Source organism: Bacillus sp. AC266, assembly GCF_979253805.1.
This window is the reverse complement of sequence record NZ_CEEDEC010000001.1, coordinates 216,493-236,991: the sequence shown is the minus strand read 5'-3', so window position 1 is coordinate 236,991 and position 20,499 is coordinate 216,493. Positions and strand designations below refer to the sequence as shown.

19 protein-coding genes and 3 pseudogenes are annotated in these 20,499 nt (G+C 36.4%); 11 read left to right on the top strand and 11 right to left on the bottom strand.

Annotation, left to right across the window (positions count from 1 at the left end; genetic code table 11):
- Nucleotides 1–15 precede the first annotated feature (15 nt).
- The gene (gene phaZ / locus AC0IXC_RS01235) at nt 16–933 is read right to left on the bottom strand and encodes an intracellular short-chain-length polyhydroxyalkanoate depolymerase (RefSeq protein ID WP_002013809.1); all 918 of its coding nucleotides are present in this window, start codon (nt 931–933) and stop codon (nt 16–18) included.
- Nucleotides 934–1,107: 174 nt separating this feature from the next.
- Here phaZ and AC0IXC_RS01230 point away from each other — a divergent pair, with 174 nt between their 5' ends.
- The 4 genes from AC0IXC_RS01230 (at nt 1,108) to AC0IXC_RS01215 (ending at nt 4,632) form a co-directional block, all read left to right on the top strand.
- Complete coding sequence (locus tag AC0IXC_RS01230) at nt 1,108–1,527, top strand: MarR family winged helix-turn-helix transcriptional regulator (RefSeq protein ID WP_002013810.1); 420 nt, start codon at nt 1,108–1,110, stop codon at nt 1,525–1,527.
- Between the two features lie 15 nt (nt 1,528–1,542).
- A complete protein-coding gene (locus AC0IXC_RS01225; protein WP_002128166.1) occupies nt 1,543–2,742 on the top strand; it encodes an MFS transporter in 1,200 nt (399 codons plus the stop codon).
- Nucleotides 2,743–2,841: 99 nt separating this feature from the next.
- Complete coding sequence (locus AC0IXC_RS01220; protein WP_215589916.1) at nt 2,842–4,101, top strand: serine hydrolase domain-containing protein; 1,260 nt, start codon at nt 2,842–2,844, stop codon at nt 4,099–4,101.
- Nucleotides 4,102–4,260: 159 nt separating this feature from the next.
- Nucleotides 4,261–4,632, top strand: coding sequence for a cupredoxin domain-containing protein (locus AC0IXC_RS01215; protein ID WP_341085566.1), 372 nt, complete (start codon nt 4,261–4,263; stop codon nt 4,630–4,632).
- 528 nt (nt 4,633–5,160) lie between these two features.
- On the opposite strand, the gene AC0IXC_RS01210 is transcribed toward AC0IXC_RS01215, so the two are convergent.
- From AC0IXC_RS01210 to AC0IXC_RS01200, 3 genes are all read right to left on the bottom strand, one after another.
- The gene (locus tag AC0IXC_RS01210; protein ID WP_471652473.1) at nt 5,161–5,994 is read right to left on the bottom strand and encodes a MerR family transcriptional regulator; all 834 of its coding nucleotides are present in this window, start codon (nt 5,992–5,994) and stop codon (nt 5,161–5,163) included.
- Between the two features lie 308 nt (nt 5,995–6,302).
- Nucleotides 6,303–8,387, bottom strand: a complete 2,085-nt coding sequence (locus AC0IXC_RS01205) for a serine hydrolase domain-containing protein (protein WP_471652472.1) — start codon at nt 8,385–8,387, stop codon at nt 6,303–6,305.
- A gap of 94 nt (nt 8,388–8,481) precedes the next feature.
- Nucleotides 8,482–9,651, bottom strand: coding sequence for a serine hydrolase domain-containing protein (locus tag AC0IXC_RS01200; protein ID WP_340776400.1), 1,170 nt, complete (start codon nt 9,649–9,651; stop codon nt 8,482–8,484).
- A gap of 366 nt (nt 9,652–10,017) precedes the next feature.
- On the opposite strand from AC0IXC_RS01200, the pseudogene AC0IXC_RS01195 reads away from it, so the two are divergent.
- From AC0IXC_RS01195 to AC0IXC_RS01185, 3 genes and pseudogenes are all read left to right on the top strand, one after another.
- Nucleotides 10,018–10,275: pseudogene (locus AC0IXC_RS01195) on the top strand (IS4 family transposase); the annotation flags it as partial.
- A gap of 511 nt (nt 10,276–10,786) precedes the next feature.
- A complete protein-coding gene (locus tag AC0IXC_RS01190; RefSeq protein WP_002035483.1) occupies nt 10,787–10,906 on the top strand; it encodes a YjcZ family sporulation protein in 120 nt (39 codons plus the stop codon).
- A 142-nt stretch (nt 10,907–11,048) separates the two neighbouring features.
- Nucleotides 11,049–11,150: a YjcZ family sporulation protein gene (locus tag AC0IXC_RS01185; RefSeq protein ID WP_000505688.1), complete on the top strand. Its 102-nt coding sequence runs from the start codon at nt 11,049–11,051 to the stop codon at nt 11,148–11,150.
- A gap of 72 nt (nt 11,151–11,222) precedes the next feature.
- On the opposite strand, the gene AC0IXC_RS01180 is transcribed toward AC0IXC_RS01185, so the two are convergent.
- The gene (locus AC0IXC_RS01180) at nt 11,223–11,462 is read right to left on the bottom strand and encodes a hypothetical protein (RefSeq protein WP_002035481.1); all 240 of its coding nucleotides are present in this window, start codon (nt 11,460–11,462) and stop codon (nt 11,223–11,225) included.
- A 234-nt stretch (nt 11,463–11,696) separates the two neighbouring features.
- Between AC0IXC_RS01180 and AC0IXC_RS01175 the strand changes: the two genes are divergently transcribed.
- Together AC0IXC_RS01175 and AC0IXC_RS01170 are read left to right on the top strand one after the other, a co-directional pair.
- Nucleotides 11,697–11,897, top strand: a complete 201-nt coding sequence (locus tag AC0IXC_RS01175) for a helix-turn-helix transcriptional regulator (protein ID WP_002084522.1) — start codon at nt 11,697–11,699, stop codon at nt 11,895–11,897.
- A 5-nt stretch (nt 11,898–11,902) separates the two neighbouring features.
- Nucleotides 11,903–12,196: a hypothetical protein gene (locus AC0IXC_RS01170; RefSeq protein ID WP_002084521.1), complete on the top strand. Its 294-nt coding sequence runs from the start codon at nt 11,903–11,905 to the stop codon at nt 12,194–12,196.
- A gap of 283 nt (nt 12,197–12,479) precedes the next feature.
- On the opposite strand, the gene AC0IXC_RS01165 is transcribed toward AC0IXC_RS01170, so the two are convergent.
- The gene (locus AC0IXC_RS01165) at nt 12,480–14,525 is read right to left on the bottom strand and encodes a sigma 54-interacting transcriptional regulator (RefSeq protein WP_215589918.1); all 2,046 of its coding nucleotides are present in this window, start codon (nt 14,523–14,525) and stop codon (nt 12,480–12,482) included.
- Between the two features lie 269 nt (nt 14,526–14,794).
- Between AC0IXC_RS01165 and AC0IXC_RS01160 the strand changes: the two genes are divergently transcribed.
- Nucleotides 14,795–16,207 carry a YfcC family protein gene (locus tag AC0IXC_RS01160; RefSeq protein WP_016101020.1) on the top strand — a complete coding sequence of 471 codons (1,413 nt, stop codon included), beginning with the start codon at nt 14,795–14,797 and terminating at the stop codon, nt 16,205–16,207.
- A 36-nt stretch (nt 16,208–16,243) separates the two neighbouring features.
- Complete coding sequence (iadA, locus tag AC0IXC_RS01155) at nt 16,244–17,416, top strand: beta-aspartyl-peptidase (RefSeq protein WP_326996223.1); 1,173 nt, start codon at nt 16,244–16,246, stop codon at nt 17,414–17,416.
- A gap of 155 nt (nt 17,417–17,571) precedes the next feature.
- Here the strand turns inward: iadA and AC0IXC_RS01150 are convergent.
- The 5 genes and pseudogenes from AC0IXC_RS01150 to AC0IXC_RS01130 form a co-directional block, all read right to left on the bottom strand.
- Nucleotides 17,572–17,667 (bottom strand): annotated as a pseudogene (locus AC0IXC_RS01150) (helix-turn-helix domain-containing protein); the annotation flags it as partial.
- Between the two features lie 312 nt (nt 17,668–17,979).
- Nucleotides 17,980–18,432: pseudogene (locus AC0IXC_RS01145) on the bottom strand (Rpn family recombination-promoting nuclease/putative transposase); the annotation flags it as partial.
- A 43-nt stretch (nt 18,433–18,475) separates the two neighbouring features.
- Nucleotides 18,476–19,174 carry a YrrS family protein gene (locus AC0IXC_RS01140; protein ID WP_326996222.1) on the bottom strand — a complete coding sequence of 233 codons (699 nt, stop codon included), beginning with the start codon at nt 19,172–19,174 and terminating at the stop codon, nt 18,476–18,478.
- Nucleotides 19,175–19,412: 238 nt separating this feature from the next.
- The gene (locus AC0IXC_RS01135; protein WP_002035470.1) at nt 19,413–19,847 is read right to left on the bottom strand and encodes a hypothetical protein; all 435 of its coding nucleotides are present in this window, start codon (nt 19,845–19,847) and stop codon (nt 19,413–19,415) included.
- Nucleotides 19,848–20,109: 262 nt separating this feature from the next.
- Nucleotides 20,110–20,316: a hypothetical protein gene (locus tag AC0IXC_RS01130; RefSeq protein ID WP_002031994.1), complete on the bottom strand. Its 207-nt coding sequence runs from the start codon at nt 20,314–20,316 to the stop codon at nt 20,110–20,112.
- Between the last annotated feature and the right edge of the window lie 183 nt (nt 20,317–20,499).

Below are 20,499 nucleotides of genomic sequence, written 5' to 3'. Positions count from 1 at the left end.
TTTATATTTCGGGAATTATTTATTGTCTAACCAATCCTCAACATGTTTTATAAATACATCTAAACAATCTATAAACGGTGAGTGTCCGCAATCTTCTAATATCTTCAACTCTGCATTTGGCAAATGTTTTGCTAATTCCTCACCGACTACTTGCGGTACGACGTAATCTCTGTCACCTTGTATGACGAGTGTTGGAGCTTTAATATGATGAATTTGCTTATTTCCCTCTACAACCCCGTTATGTTCATCCGAAATATTAAATGTAATGAGCGCGTAATTCACATCTACGAAATTACGTTGCGTTAACATATCATCTAAATACTTTTCATAACGATCCGGTTCAGGTTGATTATGTGTATATATTAATAGATTCCATACTGTACGGTAATATAATTTATTCATATTTTTTATCGCATCTAGCACTGGAGCAATTTGTACTGGATCTTGCGCGATTTCTTCTTTCGTCTTTACTAAACTTGATACGATCGGTTGCCCGTTAATATCTTTTTTAAAAATTGGATATCCCTTCATTCCCACTGATTCTACTAAAATCAACTTTTCGACAAATGTTGGATGATTCGCTGTAAATTGCATCGCAACACCACCGCCCATTGACCAGCCCATTAATGAAAATTTTTCTAGTTTTAATTGATCGATAAATAGTTTTACATCTCTTGCAAAGTCTTGTAATGAATCTATCGATTGATTATATGTTGATTGGCCAAATCCTCTTAAATCAAGAGCGTAAATATGGTATTGATCTTGCAACTTTTCAATAACTAAATCCCAGTGTTGTGACGATGTCATGTTCCCGTGAATGAGTACAAGAATTTCTGTATTTTGCCTTCCAACTTCCTGATACGCAATCGTTTCTCCGTTCGATAGTGAAACAAACTCCATTGTTGCAGGCTTAATCATCACAAGTTCCCCCATTCTATTTAATAGAAAGAAAATTCTTTACTTAATTAAAGAATACCATGTAGAATGTACGTTCTCAATACAAAATCTATACGAAATTTCCACATAAAACAACATGTCTATTACTAGACAAGTAAAATAAAAAGGTATATAGTTAGCTAGGTAACTAATTTGAAAGGATCAAAATACATGGACGAAAAACAACATTTTTTCCACATTGTCAGTCAAACTTCTCGTAAGTTTACGAAGAAATTTAATGAACGTGTATCTCCAACAGGATTATTTAGTGCGCAATGGGCTGTTATTTTCCGCATTAATCAAACTGGATCTTGTACCCAAACAGAATTATGTCAATATTTAAATGTTGAATCACCAACGATGACTCGTACGTTAACACGTATGGAAACGATGGGCTGGATTATTCGTACGGAAGGAAAAGATCGCCGTGAGAAGCTCATTTCCTTATCGGAAACAGCAATAGAAATGATTCCAGTATGGCAAGAAGAAGTTGATTCTTTTGAAGAAAAGACGCTAGAAGGTATTAAAGAAGAAGACTTACATGAAGCTTTTCAATTGTTACAACAAATCATCAAAAATTTAGATCATTAATATGGAGGGATGACGATGCAAAGTGAAAAACTTTGGACGAAGGATTTCCTCGGAACTTGTTTTAGTAGTCTGTTTCTCTTTTTAACATTTTACATGCTTATGACTACTCTGCCTGTCTATGTTATAGACAGCCTAAAAGGAAAACCTGAGGAAATTGGTTTAGTTGCAACTGTTTTTCTTATTTCATCTGTTTTATGTAGACCATTCACAGGAAAATGGCTCGATGATTTAGGAAGAAAGAAAATATTATTTATTTCACTTTCACTATTTTTAGCCGCTACCGTTATGTATTTCGGTACGCAAAGTTTATTTTTATTACTTGCCCTTCGCTTCTTACATGGTATTGGATTCGGAATGGCAACAACAGCAACTGGAACAATTGTAACTGATGTAGCACCAGCTCATAGACGCGGCGAAGCACTTGCTTATTACGGCGTATTTATGAGTCTACCGATGGTAATTGGTCCTTTTTTAGGTTTAACAATTATTTCTCATTTTTCATTTACTGTACTATTTATCGTTTGTTCAGTATTTTCATTACTCGCATTTTTATTAGGATTACTAGTCAATATTCCGCATGAAGCACCAGTAAACAAACAAAAACGAGAAAAAATGAAATGGAAAGACTTAATTGAACCATCTTCTATTCCAATCGCTCTAACAGGATTTGTTTTAGCCTTTTCTTATAGTGGCATTTTATCCTTTATTCCTATTTATGCGAAAGAGCTCGGTTTAAGCGAAATTGCAAGTTACTTCTTTATTTTATACGCACTTGTTGTGGTCATTTCTCGTCCATTTACAGGGAAAATATTTGATCGTTTCGGTGAAAATGTACTTATCTATCCCGCTATTATTATTTTCACAATTGGGATGTTCATTTTAAGCCAAGCGCAAACTTCATTTTGGTTCCTTGGCGCAGGTATGTTAATCGGTTTAGGATACGGAACATTAATTCCAAGTTTCCAAACGATTGCAATTTCTGCCGCTCCAAACCATCGACGTGGTTCTGCGACAGCTACTTACTACTCGTTCTTTGATAGTGGCATTGGCTTCGGTTCTTTCATTTTAGGTATAGTCGCTGCCAAATCAAGTTATCATAATATGTATTTTATCGCAGCTATTATCGTTGCGTTCACTTTACTTCTATATTATGGATTACACGGACGAAAACAAAAATTCAAGAAACAAAGTACAGACGGACAAATATCTGCTTAACGTTCATAAGGAAAGTAAACTTACCCGTTTACTTTCCTTATTTTGTATTTATTTTAAGACGAGCGTATACTTATAATAGAAACTAAAGGAGGTACCTATATGAATGTAAAGAAATCTCCCCTGCTATTACTGTTACTAGTATTACTATTCGTAGTTACAGGGCTTGGGTTTACTTTTTTTAAAAATAATAAAACGACCCCCACTAAAGCAAATGTCACAAAAGAAAACTGGTTGGACGATCCTTACTTACGCTGGTCGTATACACATATGAAAGAATTCACTTTAATAAATGAAGTAAAAAACATCCCTGACCAAGTTGCTCCCTTCCCTACCGCGTTACAAAACTTAGACGATTTTGCTGTGGAGCGTAGATTTGGAAATAAGACTCCTCTAAAAAAACTTTTAGACGAAAACAAAACAGATGCTTTTGTCGTTGTACATAATGGTCAACTTGTTTATGAACGATATTTCAATGGATATAACGAGAGTGAACCTCATGGAATGGCATCATTAGCAAAGGTGTTTACTGGTGCAATCATACAATCTCTCGCTGAAGAAAATCTTATTGATGTAGAGAAAACAGCTGACACTTACATAAAAGAATTAAAAAATACACCGTTTGGAAAAGCAACACTTCAGCAATTACTGGACATGCAAGTTTCCGCTGAATACCCTACTCACGGATATATGCAGCTAGGACTAGAAAATCAAGATGCACAACTATATTTAGCTAGTAATATTTTACCCCGAGGTAAAAATTACGAGGGGCCTATGAAAATTTATGATATGTTACTAGAAGCAGAAGAAACTGCACCACCTGGTTCAGCTTTTTCTTACAATAACGGATCAACTGAAACACTCGCTTGGATTATCCGAACGATTACAGGGAAATCGTTAGCTGAAAATGTAAGCGAACGAATTTGGTCTCAAATTGGTATGGAAGAAAACGCGTATTACGTTACAGATGAAACAAAAGTAGAACAAGCAAGCGCTGGCTTAAATGCAACTGCTAGAGATATGGCGAGGTTCGGACAATTACTATTAAATAATGGTCAATATAGCGGAAAACAAATCGTCCCTTCTTCTATTACAGAAAGTGTGAAAAATGTACAAGTAGGTGAGCTCGCAATTGGTCATGGTGCTTCCATTTCTTATCATAATCAATGGTGGATTCCGCACAATGAACAAGGTGCTTTCGAAGTGTTAGGCAGTTACGGACAAACCCTTTACATCGATCCGAAAGCAAGTATGGTAATCGTCCACTTCTCTTCTAACGCTGCGCCTAGTAATGAAATCCATTCGGTTTATTCCGATATGTATATTGATATTGCACATCATTTGGAGAAGCTTCCACAGTAGTGGAGGCTTTTTTTATTTACCCAAATCCTATTCCAATTAGTACTTGGTTAGTAGGAGTTGCCGAAAGAATTACTATTTAAGCCACGCCTAAACCCCATTTATATTGATAATATTTTAGTAATTTGAAAACACTAGTGCTTAGGAAAGGAGGGATTACGAATGTCTGTGAAAAAGCTATTAACTGGATTAATCATTTCACTTGCGATGATTGTAGTTATGACTACTTTAGGTTCGCTCCGTGTATTTGCCGAATCCGACGTTGTGAGACAGCCTATTGAGGTTGAATTGAATGATGATTACTTTAATCCGAGTATCATCACTGTTCCGGCTGGGAAAACGACGACGTTACTATTGAAAAACAAAGGAAATAGAGATCACACCTTTACTGTGAAAAAGCTCGGAATTGACGCCGAAGTCCCGTCAGGAAAAGAGATAACAATTACCGTAAAACCTGAAACTCCCGGTACATATGAACTAATATGTCGGTTCCACTACTTGAAAGGAATGGATGGGAAAGTAATAGTCCAATAACGAGCGGTACCGGTCCTTACTTTTTTATAAAGTGAAACTTAAATTCGCGGGGGTTTCCCTCCCCCGCACATTATGAGCTCTCACTAATCAGTTTTTTACTGGTAGCATAAAATCGTTACGCTGTCGTAGCGTACGAAATTTGTGTTTTGTTGGTGCTACCCCATCGCTATCAAAGTTAAGAAACACATTCTTCCCCAAAATGATAAAAATGAACTTCGGTGCTATAAAAAACACAAAATTTCCATTTAAAGAGTACTTTAAAGTCTTAGCTTGATGGCAATGGAGTATTAAAATAGATTAATTTGATGGGCATGTACACAGACCCCAATTATAGTAGGGGCCCGCCAACCAATTGACATAAAACCCACGTTAAGCAAATTGGCTTTAGTTTGTATTAATTTAAAGAGATTCTATGATTTTATAGTAAGTGGACTACCAGCACTTTTTAAAAAAATCATACTAAACACATTTTGATAAAAGAGCCGATTTTTCCAATTTTCTTGTAAATTGTGTTGCATAAATAAATGCTCATTTCTCTTGGTGTTTCGATTTTTCTTCAACAGGAATTTGCATATTCAAAATTATCTGTCCTTCTGGGTAAAACAGATTCAATCCGTGTAAATCTGATTCAATTACATCACATGATCTAAACTGTAAACCATTTCTCTTTATATAGTCTTTAATGTTTGTATATATTTGACGTCGTGCTTCATCCATATGCCCTTCTGTACATACGTAATCAACACAAAGATAATTACCTGCAGGTATACTAAGAATATCAACGTGCTCGATCTCTTTATCATTCAAAACAGGATAATAAACTGAAAGTCCCAAATCATCATTGAAGAAATTCTTAATTGGACACATTGTTATAAATTGTTCTTGAAAAAGTTCACCTTGCTTAAAAATAGAACGGAATTTATCAAAAAAGGATTTTACACTATTAAAATTTTCTCCTTTGATGTGATAATATTTTCTTTCTTCAAAATAGACACTCTGAATTTTATTGAAATTTCTGCTTCTATTTTGAAGGAGATCTAGGAGCCTAGTAATTTTCTTTTGCACTTCCATAAATCGATGAATTTCAGTTTCAATTTCATTTTTTTTGTTCTGTAAGATATTCATATTGTTTATTATATTTCTCTTATTTATTACTAAATCAATTTCTCCAATTGAAAAACCCATATCTTTACAAAAGAAGATTTGGCTAATTCTTTGTAGGTCTTCATTTCCATACAATCTATAGTTATTTTTACCTACCTTTGGCTGAACTAATCCTTTTTCTTCATAGAATCGAAGTGTTTCTTTCGTAGTATTAAAAATCTTAATTACATCACTTTTAGTTAACTTATAGCTATCCATCTAATTATATTGCCTCCTATAAGGAATAATATTCATACTATAAACTATGTGGTTACTTCATAGTCAATAAATAAAAAAATTCAAAATCAAAACTGGCTGTTTTTAGTGATGAAGGAGTACATGTCTGGTTCTGTTGCAAAGTTTCTTAACAGCTAAAAAGTTGGTATGATAGCTGTTCTTGCAGAGTTTGAGCGTGATATTATTCGTGGAAAGCCTCTTCGTAAAGATAATGCGTAAATACAAACAAAACCAGCAAAACACCTTTTCTGTGTCGTACTGGTTTTGTTGAAGTCCATCTTGAATTGTAGCTAGTTCAACGTGATTGCAAATTCCGAGTTCGGCGCGCCAGCAAATACAACCGATCCGTTTTTCGGCAATTTTACTTTGTTATTGCCGCTCACAACGGTAAAATTGACGCATACTCCCTTCTCATCATACACCGCGAATGAACTCTTCGATGACAACGTCACGCTCATCGTTTTCCCTGCTGTCGCTTGTGGGATCGTAAACCATTTCGCATGCCCATTTGCTTGTAGCGTAACTTTGGATGATTGGCCTGCATCAAGCGGTTTTACGTTGGATCCACTTACATATAACAATCCGGCCATCTCCATATATTCACTGCCGCCTTCTGTATAGAAATGAGTTTCCGTCGTATCACGGCCATTCATCACGGGGATCTGGAGCTGATGCGCCGCGGTGTTCGGACCTGTAATTTTTCTGCCGTCCCAATAGCCCTCCAGGTCTTCCTTGCGAGTAATTTGTGTGGTAATAAGTTTCGGTTGAACGAGATATTCAATAGAACTAAATTTCTCGTTCACGAGATAGAACTTGACGCCTTCCCGCTTCGCCCATGCGGCAGCGGTTTTCTTCGATAGCACGTTGTCTTCTAGTTTCTCGGCTAAATAGTGAGTCATCACATTTTGCCCTAAGCCTGGCGTCGATTTATATGTGCTCTCCTTCAAATAAGTGCTTCCATTCTTCTCAGTGACGAAGTTGAGCTTGGAAGTACCCTTCTCATTAATAAAGCTTCCATTCGCAGTATATACATATTTTTCTTCTCGATTAGATGGTAAGAACAGTTCTCCATTCTTCGTAATTTCTATTTTGAAATGACTTTCGCTATTGCCGTAAAAGCCCGCTTTCTTCGTCACGTCTTGAGGCATCTTGGCCTTGACCGGCTTGCCAAACGATTTGTTTGGCTTGATGTCCTTAATTGTGCCCTTCTCTTTAAGCGCGGCGAGCAGTAATTCAGTTGCCAGTAGTTGATTTGTAGAGCTTTGGCCGCCGGATGACAACACAGCCACTGCCATCTTCTGTTCCGGAAGCACGACCAGTATAGCATGTTGCAGTGTTGTATCGCCGCCCTTAGCCATGCTTTTTATCCCATATTCACTGAATGGGTATAGTTTCACACTATCCCAGCCAAGACCATAGTTGAAAATATTACCTCCATCCCCCGGCCACATTCCTTTTTTATATTCCTCTTGCTCCATCGCCTTGACTGCCTTATCAGAGAGGATCCCTTTTCCCTGTCCCATAAATAATTGTGAGAATCGTACCATATCTTCTGCCGTGGAAGAGATCCCTCCCGAACCAATCACATTCACCGATTCAATGGGAAGCTTCCCTTGGTACGCCGGAAAATAGAGTCCAGCCCGCTTATCGTCTTCCCATTTATCCTGCGGCGTTTTCGTATGATTCAGCTGTAAGGGTTCTGTAAACCGTTGATGTATAAATTCGGTAAAGCTCATACCGCTGACTCTTTCCACCAAAATCTCGGCCAGCGTAAAGCCGTCGTTGCAGTATACCGAGAACGCGCCAGGATCCGCCTTCAAGCTTTGGTTGTACAATTGCCGCATCAAGACATCATGGGCATAGGTATCATTATCGTTAAATAAAAATGCATTACTTAACGTGGAACCTTGCAAGCCGGAGGAGTGGTTTAACAGCATACGTGGCGTAATGCGTTTGTACCGCTCGTCTTTCATCTTGAAATCAGGAACAAAGTGGACGACAGGAGCATCCAAATCGACTTTTCCTTCGTCAACCAATTTCATTACAGCCGCTGTTGCATACATTTTACTGACTGAACCAATCCCATATAGAGTATCTTTGTTCAGCCGCTGTTTTCCTTCCATATCGTTCTTGCCTGTCTGACCCGACAAAATAAGTTTACCATTATCAATTAGCGCATACTGCACGCTAGTCGTCCCATAGGACTTCGTGAGTAGCGCAGCCTTCTCTGCCGCAATCTTCTCCAGTTCTTGGTTAGCAACTTCTTGGTTAGCTACAACCGGAGTCTTACTGCTTGAAGATGCTATCGCCCCTGTTGGTAGGATCATCGTTAGCGCTAATGTAGCGGCTAACACCCCAGATAGTTTATTTTTCATGAGAGAATTGCCTCCTTAGATAAGTAATCGAATTCATCACTTATTTGTTTAACTATAAAAAATATGACAAAATTTATCCGTTTTTCTTTTTTGCCTACTTGCTAAATTCAGCAAGTAAAATATTTTTAAAAGGATTAGGACTGTCAGCTCTACCCAAACTATTCCAATTGACGACCAACGTATGCTTGCCTCCAAGTTTACCTCCAACAAGAGTAGTAAACCCTAGTATGCCACCTGTGTGTCCCCATATCGAGACATCGTTTGGAAGCTTAGTTTCATAGATTCCAAGACCATATCCATCGATTCCTTCTTTTCCTGTAGGAACTGTAGTAAGCATTTGTTTTAGTTGCTGTTCTTTCAGTAATTTACCCCCGAGCAAGTAAGAGAAGAATTTATTTAAGTCGTCAGCAGTAGAAATCATATCTCCAGCTGAGCTACCTGCACTTGGGTTATAATAAGTAACGTCTTTTAGCTCACTTACTCCGTCTGGTTGGACATATCCACGGGCATGCTTGGTGCCTGGAATAACGCTTGAATTGCCAGGTAGGAATGTATTCGACAATTCAAGCGGTTCAATAATCCGACTTTCAATCTCTTCCGCATAGCTGTTTCCGGTTACTTTTTCAATAAGAATACCTAGTAATACATATCCTGTGTTTGAATAAGACCAGCCCTTTCCTGGGGCAAAGTCTGGGGGCAGAGAAATCCCCATCTTCACTAACTCTTCAGCCGTATACGATTTTTTTGTATCCGTAAAGTCAGCGTCTTTTGACCTTGAGTATTCAGCGATACCACTTGTATGGTTCAATATCTGCCGGATAGTAATCTGGTTACCATCATATCCGTTTCCTTGAATGACACCAGGCAACCATTTTTCGATGTAGTCGTCTAGATTCAAGCGGTTCTCTCCGACTAATTGAAGTACAACCGTTGCTGTGAACGTCTTCGTCACACTGCCAATGCGAAAGCGAAAATCTGTTTTCATTGGTTTCTTGGTTCTCAGATCCGCTATCCCAGCGGCATAACTCCACGTTTTTCCACCCTCAGAAGTTTTAGCAAGTATCCCCGGGTATCCAAGTTGCAATGTATCCCGCATTGCTTGCTTGACGGAAGTACGATCTCGTTGAGTGCTTGTTTGTAACGAACTAGATACATTTTGAGTGGGCTCTGCTTTTACAATTGAGGCTGGCGTTGTATATAACAGGGAACTTCCAGCTATTAAAAGGGCAAGACTTGCAAATGTAATTTGACTACGTGTTTTCATAAGGCATTCCTCTCCTCTATTCATATTGTATAGGTGGTTGCTTGATATTTCATACTCACCACACAGCTATCATCTCTACCGATGACAAAAAGTCAACATTGAATTCGTAATCATCTTCATAATGATTATTTTTACAAGCTCCATTCTGTCCTAATAAACGGTAAATCCCTCTTTTTGCATGTATGTTCACCTCAGAAATTATTTCTTTTCCATGAAACGCTCTTATTAACTGGTTTGTTTTTCATATATAAGTTATATCTGTTCCTCCTTTCATGCTTCTTTATATTTTCATCATACACAATGAAAATCTCTTTTTCCTTACCTATTCCTTACAAATCCCTTACGTTCAAAATAGCTTCTGTGTCTCAAATCTGCCAATTAATTCTCATCAAGAAAAAACGAGAATTAAGCGAATATAAAGCGATTTATATCATAAAAGATTATTTTCTACTTATTTATGAATCTCTACAAAAAGACACCAAAGAATTAACAAAGATATTGTTTCGTCTGTTTGATCTCTTACAGAAAAACAGACGAAAATCCCATAGGTATGAGAAGAAAACCGTCTTTGATATCTTAGGCGTCGTATATAACCTTTCTATGCCTCACAAGCATGTAGCGTAATCCAAAAAATTAAAACCCAATAGGGTTTATCTGGTATGAAAATATTTAAAGAACTTACACTGGATCTTTAGAAAAAAGAAAAAAGCCCATCAAGCTAAGGTTTTGAAGTACCCCCTAAATGAAAATTTTCTTTCTCTACAGTTAGTTTTTTTGAGAAGTCAGCTCATTTTTTTTGTTTTTGGGGTGTTTACTTTTCTTAAGTTGATGGATATGTGGTTTTACCCCTAATTAATAGCTTGTTCTCTTCTATATAACTTTTTAAAATATGGATTTGAACCATATTTCTCAATGACCAACATTACTTAACCTTGTAAAATAATATTCGGATGGGAGTCCAATACATATTATTAAAATTAAGATGGTTCAAGTCGGAGGATGGCACCTTAGGGTGTCTTTTCTTTATTGCTTAAAGGACCTGCTCATTCATCATTAAAAAGCATAAATTAATGTAAACCCGTTAAAACACATGTGTGACCCCGATTTTTTTCTCTTACTAAAAGGAGAGATTGATATGGGATTTGGTGGTAGTTGTGGCGGAGGCTGTGGCTTTGGTGGCGGATTCGCCTTACTAGTTGTGCTCTTTATCTTATTAATAATAGTTGGAGCTAGCTGCAGCGGATTCGGCTGCTAAGGAGAGGCACTCATAAGAGTGTCTTTTCTTTATTTTCAAAAGGACCTGCTCAATTATTCTATAAAAACATAAGGTAAAATGAATCCGTTAAAATACATGAGTGACCCCGTGTTTTCCCCTCCTATCTAAAGGAGGAACTATTATGGGATTTGGTGGTAGTTGTAGTAGTTGTGGTGGCGGCTTTGCTTTATTAGTTGTATTATTTATTTTATTAATCATAGTTGGAGCTAGCTGCTTCTGCTAAAAAAAGCTATCAGAAAAGACACTCTTATATGGGTGTCTTTTCTTTATGGGGTACTGACGCATACCCATCAACTTAAGAAATTGGTTGCTCCCAAGAGCCACGAAAAGCAACAATAATTTGTTTGGTTTCATCATTTTTATAAATAGTTGCATCAAAAATATTATTAGGATTATGTAATAATACAGAAGAAGGTATTTTAACACGTTTCCAAGTTTCTAAATGATCCCCAACTTTTACATCAACAGAAGCCGTATCATTATAACTCTCACCTGATGAACGAGAAAGTACTTGATCACTAACTGAACTCCCCATAGTTTCTCTCTCCTTAAAAAAGATTTATAGTTTATATATGATAAATTAATTTCAGGAGAAAAAATATTGTACCTTTTAAAGAAAGTTATACCGTTTATAAAAAAGTTGCACCGCTTTATCCCTTTGTATAAAGGGGTATTTTTTGTGCATATTATTAATTTCAAATAACACTTTGTCAAAAATACTTTACAAATTGTAAGAAATAAATTACAATCTTTTCAAGAGGTGTTGCTATTGTTACATAATAAAATTGTAGTTTGTCGAGCAGAAAAAGGTTGGACTCAAGAAGAACTGGCCAAAAGAGTGGGTGTTAGTCGTCAAACTATCGCTACTCTTGAAAAAAATAAATATAATCCTTCTCTAATTCTTGCTTTTAAAATTGTAAATATATTTGAAAAGTCAATAACTGACGTGTTCGATTATCAGGAGGAGTGAGACATATGTTGTGGTTAAAATCATTATTTTTAGTTTTTATATTCATCAGTCAGATGTATGTAATAAAATTTCAATCAAGTGATGAAGCAAAAGACGAAAGAGGGAGAGAAATTCAATATAAAACAAATAATGTGTTGTACAACATCCTATATTTAGGTATCATTGCCATTATTATTTTTCAATCGATAGATATTGTTCCTTCAGAATTTCTACCTGATTTATTGTTATATTTTGTGCTTTCATTAAGTGTGCTAGGCAGTATTTTTATATTTATCAACAGAAACAGGAAAAATTACTAATTATAGTTAAACTAACAGCTGCGTTTATTTAAGTAGACCACATAAAATGATCAATCTTTTTTATAAAAACTTAAGGAATCCAAAATTAAAACCCACACATTTTGATCGGATTTTTTCAAAGTGTGTGGGTTTCTTCTCTTTATAAAATCAATATTTGCAGCAATACTTTGATCAAACTTTATTCGAAATCTACATTAGGGGATTACTTGCAAAGTTTGCACCAGAATCTGTAATGGCTAATTATATCATTTCCATTCACAATCAAAATATAGGAATGATTTCTTTAACAATACAAAGCATACTTTGATTTAAGAAAATACAGATACTCTATTCCGGCATCAGTAATCTTTGTACCGGCTCGCCCTCTTCCTTTTACGACAAATCCTTCACTTTCTAAAATATCCAGGCGGCGACGGATCTGCTGTGGGGATAAAGCAAAGTCTGATTCTTTGCTTTTACTTGAAAGCAGATCTCTGCTTGCCGCCTTTCCTTTTTCGTTACATTGCTTGATTACTTCCAAGATAAAAACATGCTCCTTCATTTCCAGTATACTTCCACATACGGAATATTCGGATTTCACGTTGCCCCCCTCTTGTCCCAGCATGGACGGAAGATCTCCTTTCGTCACGACATTTCCCTCACAAATTGTCAGCATATAATCAATTGTACTTTTTAATTCTCGTATATTTCCAGGCCATTCATATTGCATGAAATACTCCAGCACATCTTGTTCTATCTTTACCCATTTTCCGCTCTTTGTGATGAAATGCTTAATCAAAATTGGTATATCCGCTCTTCTCTCAATGAGTGGTGGAATGCAGAGATTAAGTACATTCAGCCGGTAAAATAAATCGACTTTGAATGAACCGGCCCTTATCTTTCCTTGAAGATCTTTATTTGTTGCGGTAATCACTCGAACATTAACAGGTATAATTCTTACACCACCGATTCTGCGGATTTCTCCCTCCTGCAGAACGCGCAGCAGATGTGATTGAACAGTAAGACTTATGTCCCCGATTTCATCCAAAAAGATAGTTCCGTTATCCGCTAATTCAAACAGACCTTTCTTGCCCCCCTTTTGTGCTCCTGTAAATGTCCCTTCTTCGTAACCAAACAATTCACTTTCAAGCAGGCTCTCTGTTAATGCGCTACAATTTACAGCCAGAAACGGTCCGTTTTTTCGCAATGAATGCTCATGAATAGCATGGGCAAACAGTTCTTTTCCTGTCCCTGTTTCACCCTGAATTAAAATCGGATGTTCCGATAAGGCAAGTTTCTTGGCGATTCGCTTACGCTCTTTCATTACAATATGTTCGCCGATAATATCCTCAAATCCGTATTTTGTATGAAATCCTTTATTACGCATTTCTCTTTGCGCTGTTTTTTCAATTTCAAAGGCTTGATGTACACTCTTAAAAGTTGCGACAATTGTATTTTCTTGCATCATTTGCAAACGAAAAATTACGACATCCACGCCATCTATGTCGAAGAACTTGCTTTCATCCTTTCCATTCATGATGAAATCGGTAATATCCCGACGACTCATCACATGTTCTACATACTCATTAACCACATCTTGCGCCACAATATGAAACAATGCCGTAAGACGTTCATTGAATACCGTAATCCGCCCTTCCTGGTTAACGACTAATATTCCATCATCGACAGTTCCTAACACATTTTGGATGTGCTCACTCATCTGCTTAGCATCCCGCTCTGCATGTAATAACTTACGTTGTAATTCAATGATATTGCTAATATACCTTTCTGAAATCTTCGAGGATATATCCTTGCTCAAACCACAACATTCTACAACTTCCAGAATTGTTGTCATATCAAAAAGACGTACACCTATATCAATTACTTCTTTTATGTAAGAAGGGCACAGATGTGTTTCTCCTGGCGAAACAGCAATTCGAACATCATCATAAAACAATACCCCCTTCCGAAAAGGGATAAATTGAATATGATTTATACCAAGTTGATATAAGGATTCAATAAGATTTATTGTTGCATCATCATTATCATTCACCACTAGAACTGATGAATCTTCAGGTATTCTTAAAAGTTTATCAATGTATTCATGATGAACTGTTCTCTTTCCCACAATTATTTTCTCAGCATTCACGCTATACATACCTTTTGTTTGATCATAAACAGAAGCTGATGAATACAAAATAATTGTATCTTCAAGAGACTGCGGTATTCCCTCATCCGCAGCATGGCTTTTAATATAAACATAGTCTCCAAGCAATTGTTCTAGTTGCTCCTGTAAGGCTTGCGTTGTTTTTGAGCTTCCAGCTATAAGTGTAAGTGAGGATTTTAACATTAAGACACCTGCCTATATTTAAATTGGTTCTATTATATCGCCAAAAAAGGACAATAAAAACCAAAATCTCTACTCTTGCCATAAAAATCTCCTTAAAAATCACACTATCCATATTGGCACACATATTGCATGTATAAATTAATGAAGTGTCCGAGGTTATGAAAAGGAGGGAAACAGCAGAATACGAGAAAAGAACATGGTCTATTAGCGGTATTTTTGTAAGCGTTCTATTTCAATCCATTTATTTTAAATACAAAGGAGGAACACATATGAGCCAACTACAAGAACAGGCTGTTTCACTTGGAAAAAAAGAGAAAAAAATTAATGTTTTTGTATTGCTATTCGGCATTCTCGTAATAGCGACTCTATTAACTTATTTTTTACCGACCGGAGAATATGCACGGATTGAAGTGAATAACCGGACTACTGTAGACCCAAATTCTTTTAAATCAATAGAATCCGCTCCGGTCGGATTTTTCGATATGATAAAAGCTGTTCATACAGGAATGGTAGAAGCCGGCAATATTATATTTTTCTTATTGATTATCGGAGGATTTTTTGGTGTCTTAAGAGCAACTGGTACGGTTGATGTGCTTATCGCTACAATGGCTAGGAAGTTGGCGACGCGTGAAAAACTATTGATTCCTGTCGTGACGCTGTTTTTCGCTGTAGGTGGCTCTTTAATGGGGATGGCGGAAGAAACACTAGCTTATCTTCCTCTTATCATTCCACTGGCGTTGGCTCTGGGATTTGATGCAATTACAGGTACTGCTATCGTCATAGTAGGAGCATTGTCAGGGTTTACAACTGCCATCATGAATCCTTTCACAGTAGGGCTTGCACAAGGAATCGCAGAATTACCGATGTTCTCAGGAATAGTGTTTCGCCTTATTTTATTTGTTATCATCTACCTTGTTTCTGTTCTTTATATCTATCGTTACGCAATGAAGGTAAAGAAAAATCCTTCTATTGGCATCTATGGAAAATATACAAAAGAAGAAGCGGAAAAATTACTGCAATCAAGTGAGAAGTTAACAGGAAGACATAAGTTCATCTTAGGAGCTTTTGTAATTAATTATATCGTTTTGGCGTTTGGTGTAATCAAATTCGAATGGTACATTACAGAAATTTCATCTTTATTCCTTTTATTAACAATAATGATTGGGATCATCGGAAAACTATCTGCAGATCAGATTGTTAACTCCTTTATAAACGGCTCTGCATCCTTGCTCGGTGGTGCCTTGATTATCGGTGTATCGCGCGCCATTCTTGTTGTATTAAATGAAGGGCATATCGTTGACCCTATGCTGCATCAATTATCTGTATCAATCAAGCATATTCCGGACTATTTAAGCGTTGTTGGCATGTACAATTTCCAAGCTCTTATTCATTTTGTTCTAGCATCTGGCACGGGTCATGCGATGCTGACAATGCCGATTATGGTGCCACTTGCAGACTTATTGGGTATTACACGCCAAACTGCAGTGTTATCGTTTTCTTTTGCTGACGGAATCGGAAATATGATTTTTCCGACCGCTACGACCTTAATGGCAGGCTTGGCGATTGCAGGAATTTCTTGGACTAAGTGGGCAAAGTGGATTCTGCCACTTGTGTTCATTCACTATCTCATCGGATTAGTAGCTGTTATCATAGCTCACTTCATAGGATATGGTCCATTCTGATATAAAACGAAAAGTATTGACAGGAGGAGAAAAGAATTGATTACCTTAATAAAAAATGGAGAAGTATACGCACCCAACTATCTAGGACGGAAAGACATATTAATTGCAGATGATAAAATCGCATTCATAGATGATAGAATCGCAATTCCTAACAACTTTGCTCCTATTCTAGTCATTGATGCGGCAAATCTTTTGGTTGTTCCAGGATTTATCGATTCACACGTTCATATTATTGGTGGAGGCGGAGAAGGTGGATTCAAAACCCGCACACCTGAGCTGATGCTTACTGATATTACAACTGCAGGTATTACAACACTAGTCGGTTTACTCGGTACTGACGGGACAACACGTAAAATGGAAAGTCTGCTTGCCAAGGCGCGGGCACTTGAAGAAGAGGGAGTTTCTTGTTTCATTCACACAGGCTCCTATCAAGTGCCAGTAAAAACGCTGACGGGAAAAATCGAAGATGATATTATTTTAATTGACAAAATTATCGGTGTTGGAGAGATTGCTATCTCCGACCATAGATCATCAGAACCTACATTTGAGGAAATAGTTAAAGTCGCCACTGCCGCACGCAATGGCGGTCTTCTGTCAGGAAAAGCTGGCATAATAGAAGTTCATGTAGGGGACGGAGAAGGAAAACTTTCATTGTTACATGAAATTGCAGATAAAACCAACATTCCGATTCGGCACTTCCATCCAACACATATAAACCGAAACGAAGAATTATTCAGGGCGGGTATTGATTACGCAAAGCGAGGCGGTTACGTAGACTTTACCACAAGTACTACTCCTCAATTTTTGGAGGACGGGGAAGTGAAATGCAGTGAGGCATTACGTATAATGCTTGAAGATGGGGTCCCAGTCGGACACATCACCTTCTCCTCAGATGGACAGGCCAGCCTCCCCTTCTTTGACAACAATGGGGAGTATGCAGGCCTTCAAGTCGGAAAAGTATCTTCGCTATTTCACGAAGTACGAGAATCTGTTTTAGTGGAAGGTATTCCGTTAGAAACGGCACTAGAAGTCATTACCACGAATCCCGCACAATTGCTGAAACTTTCAAGTAAGGGCTGTATCCAAACCGGGAAAGATGCTGACATCGTATTGTTGGAAAAAGAAACGTTGGACATTCACAGCGTCATTGCAAAAGGCAAGTTTATGGTAGAAAATAAAGTTCCGATAGTGAAGGGAACATTTGAATAAGAAAGATAAGAAGCTTCTATTACAAAAATCATTTAAAGACAATAGAAAAATATGACACTTATACAAATGAATAGTATGTAAACTTAAGACCACCGGTTTAAAAAATCAGTGGTCTTTTATTTAGAGAAGAATTTAGCTAATTAATTTCATGTTTTGAATACAAAGCGATTGCAACCAATGGTTTTAGCAATTAATATTTCTTGTTTCTTATTTAGGTAGATATGAAATTTATATGCCTTACTTACTAACATAGGGTGCACCTCACCTTTTTATACGATATCTACAGTATAAAAAAAACGTAGGCTTACGCCTACTGATATTCATCTTCCACCTAAAATTAGTGTTTCACACCTTTATATTTTTGAGGAGGGAGTTTTCTGTCAGAAACCGAAAAAAATGAGATACTCCCATTTTTTTCGGTCTTGGATTATTTCGTTTTCATTAGCTTGATAGTGATGTTTCCGTATCCCCTAAAAATAGAAAAAGAAGATTGAGACATCTCATCTTCTTTTCAGGCAGAGTTAGAGAAAGCATTTTATTGGATAAAATGCTTTCTCTAAGAACTAGCTCTGCAAAAATCGCTGTATTTCTATTTCTGGTAATCCTGTAAGCTTTGCAATGTCTTCTACAGACACACCATTTTTATGCATGCCTCGAATGAGTTGCATCTTTCCTTGCTCAACCCCTTGTTCAATTCCCTTTTTAATTCCTTGTTGTTCTGCATGAGCAAATTTTGCTGCCTCATCCATTAAGGCCTTTTCTCTTGCTTCATATGCTTGACGGAAAGAAGAATCTTGACTCATACGTTCCCATTTATTCATTGCTTTTTGTAAAATCGGATCTCGGTTCATGGCAATATCCTCCAATGTTTGTGTGCGATGTTCATCTTCATTCGCAGGTAATAATAACCAACGAACAAACGAATCTTCCCACGGATTGACTTTCTCTTCGCGCCATTGCTGCATCAACTTTGGAATCTCTACTATATGAACTTCTATATCATCACTTAATAGCTTAGTCGCTCACAACAAGAGAGGATAGCATTTACATTTTGCTTATTTATTTTACCACTTGAACAGATACTGGTTTCCAGCCCTGATTCTCTACCCAATCAATATCAACCTTATATTTTTTATTACTTTGCTTATCTCGTACATTACCGTAGGCTTTATTTTCACCATTATTTCCAATAAAATCAAAAATCAATTGACCCTCTGGAACATCAACAGCATAAGAAATTGCTTTTTTCATCTCATTCCAATCTACTGTTCCTTCTTTAAATTTCATTGCAGGTTTTGCTCCTTGCTCTGTACCAATTGGCTTCCAAGAAGGATTAGTTTGAGAACCCTTTTCTTGAGATACCGATTTTTCTGCTTTTTGTTTCTCTTCTAACAGTGCTGCTTCTTTCTCTTCATTTTTCTTCTCTTCTAACAGTGCTGCTTCTCTCTCTTCACGTTTCTTCTCTTCTAACAGTGCTGCTTCTCTCTCCTCACGTTCCTTCTCTTCTAACTGCGCTGCTTCTTTCACTTCACGTTTCTTCTCTTCTAACTGCGCTGCTTCTTTCTCTTTATGTTTCTTCTCTTCTATCTTTGTTGCTTTCTTTTCTTGAGCAATTGCTTTCTTTGATGTATCTGAAGGGGAAAACAACTGGTATGTCACTATACCAACTGTCACTAATACCAAAGTAAATGCAATATTAAAAATCACCTTTTTACGACGATTTTGTTGTTTTTCTTGAAACCTGCTTCCTTGTCCCATTTTTTAAACCTCCGAGTTTATTTTCTCTTCTAATCTTTATGCATTATCCTTATAATTCTTAATATTTCCATTAAACAATGGAAATGAATTACAATTCCCATACAAGATTTCATATCATAATAAAATTTGTGTTGTTTCAAGCATCTGACATATGTTATTCAAAAATATTTTAATACATTAAAAATTGATAAGCATCTGTTCGTAAGAAACCTTCCATTTTATTCAAAGGTGATTCCAATTACGTCCACATTAGATCTCCTGTAGAAATCTTTTTAACAATTAAGCCCCTTCTTCCCTTATTTATAATTTTCAAATTAAACTGCCCTCTATGGTACAATAAAGATGTGTTGTTTTCTACTGGGGTATGTCGTAAAATCAAAAGGGATTTTATCTCTTTTACCTTTTTTTCAGAGTAACTTTCACCACTAGGAGACTCTATTATTCCTAATGTAATCTTTAATTCGCTTTCATCAAAAATCCAATCTTTATTAAGTTCCCTTATCTTTTGTATAAAGCTTCTTTTGGTTTTTCCTATATAGATCAATGTTTCATTCTTAGCATATACTCTAGAGATTGCAAATATTCCCTTCTTAAAAGCTTCTTCTCTATTATAAAAATCATTTAAACTATACAATCCATACCATTTAATATGTACTGTTTCTATTAAACTCACCTCATTTTTATGATTAATATTATAATTTCTGAATGTTCAAATTATTATGGATACATAGCCTTGATTACTTGAATTATAAATAGTGCTTTTCAATAATACATTTTATTATTACTAATTTCAATAATGAATATGTACATATTCATTATTGAATGGCTGCAAAAAAACATGGGAATTTAATTCAAGCCCTATATCAAAATGAAAATAAAAAACACCTGTGATATACACAAAGTGCTTTTCTCTTGTCAATTTATCTATTTTCTTTTTATAACCCAAACTCCTTCGAATCGTACTTTTCTAGAGTTTGCTGCAATTCATTTTTTTCATATGGAATATGTTTATCTGTCTGTACATCTTCAACATTTTCTCCACCTGCTAATAATCTCCTGTACTTAAAAGAGTGCCCTGTTAATAATGGTGTAATTATGTTGTATGGCCCTCCTTTTGTTTGATTACTTGTATCATAAAACAAGTATCTGAAGCTGATATGTGGTCTACTTTACTGATAAAAATAACAAATAAAAAAGGAAACCTGCATGTTCGTTATAGTGATTTTCACATTATATATACTCATATAAATTTATTAATATGCAATATTACATATTAGGTTCCTCTATCTTCATGATATTGATGTATTTATAATACTTATATCTTC

Coding starts and splice junctions, on each gene's coding strand:
- AC0IXC_RS01230 (WP_002013810.1), top strand. CDS start 1,108: ATGGACGAAAAACAACATTTTTTCCACATTGTCAGTCAAACTTCTCGT.
- AC0IXC_RS01170 (WP_002084521.1), top strand. CDS start 11,903: ATGTTGTGGTTAAAATCATTATTTTTAGTTTTTATATTCATCAGTCAG.
- AC0IXC_RS01220 (WP_215589916.1), top strand. CDS start 2,842: ATGAATGTAAAGAAATCTCCCCTGCTATTACTGTTACTAGTATTACTA.
- AC0IXC_RS01180 (WP_002035481.1), bottom strand. CDS start 11,462: ATGGGGAGTTCAGTTAGTGATCAAGTACTTTCTCGTTCATCAGGTGAG.
- AC0IXC_RS01200 (WP_340776400.1), bottom strand. CDS start 9,651: ATGAAAACACGTAGTCAAATTACATTTGCAAGTCTTGCCCTTTTAATA.
- AC0IXC_RS01140 (WP_326996222.1), bottom strand. CDS start 19,174: ATGGGACAAGGAAGCAGGTTTCAAGAAAAACAACAAAATCGTCGTAAA.
- AC0IXC_RS01185 (WP_000505688.1), top strand. CDS start 11,049: ATGGGATTTGGTGGTAGTTGTAGTAGTTGTGGTGGCGGCTTTGCTTTA.
- AC0IXC_RS01225 (WP_002128166.1), top strand. CDS start 1,543: ATGCAAAGTGAAAAACTTTGGACGAAGGATTTCCTCGGAACTTGTTTT.
- AC0IXC_RS01160 (WP_016101020.1), top strand. CDS start 14,795: ATGAGCCAACTACAAGAACAGGCTGTTTCACTTGGAAAAAAAGAGAAA.
- AC0IXC_RS01190 (WP_002035483.1), top strand. CDS start 10,787: ATGGGATTTGGTGGTAGTTGTGGCGGAGGCTGTGGCTTTGGTGGCGGA.
- phaZ (WP_002013809.1), bottom strand. CDS start 933: ATGGGGGAACTTGTGATGATTAAGCCTGCAACAATGGAGTTTGTTTCA.
- AC0IXC_RS01210 (WP_471652473.1), bottom strand. CDS start 5,994: ATGGATAGCTATAAGTTAACTAAAAGTGATGTAATTAAGATTTTTAAT.
- AC0IXC_RS01215 (WP_341085566.1), top strand. CDS start 4,261: ATGTCTGTGAAAAAGCTATTAACTGGATTAATCATTTCACTTGCGATG.
- AC0IXC_RS01205 (WP_471652472.1), bottom strand. CDS start 8,387: ATGAAAAATAAACTATCTGGGGTGTTAGCCGCTACATTAGCGCTAACG.
- AC0IXC_RS01165 (WP_215589918.1), bottom strand. CDS start 14,525: ATGTTAAAATCCTCACTTACACTTATAGCTGGAAGCTCAAAAACAACG.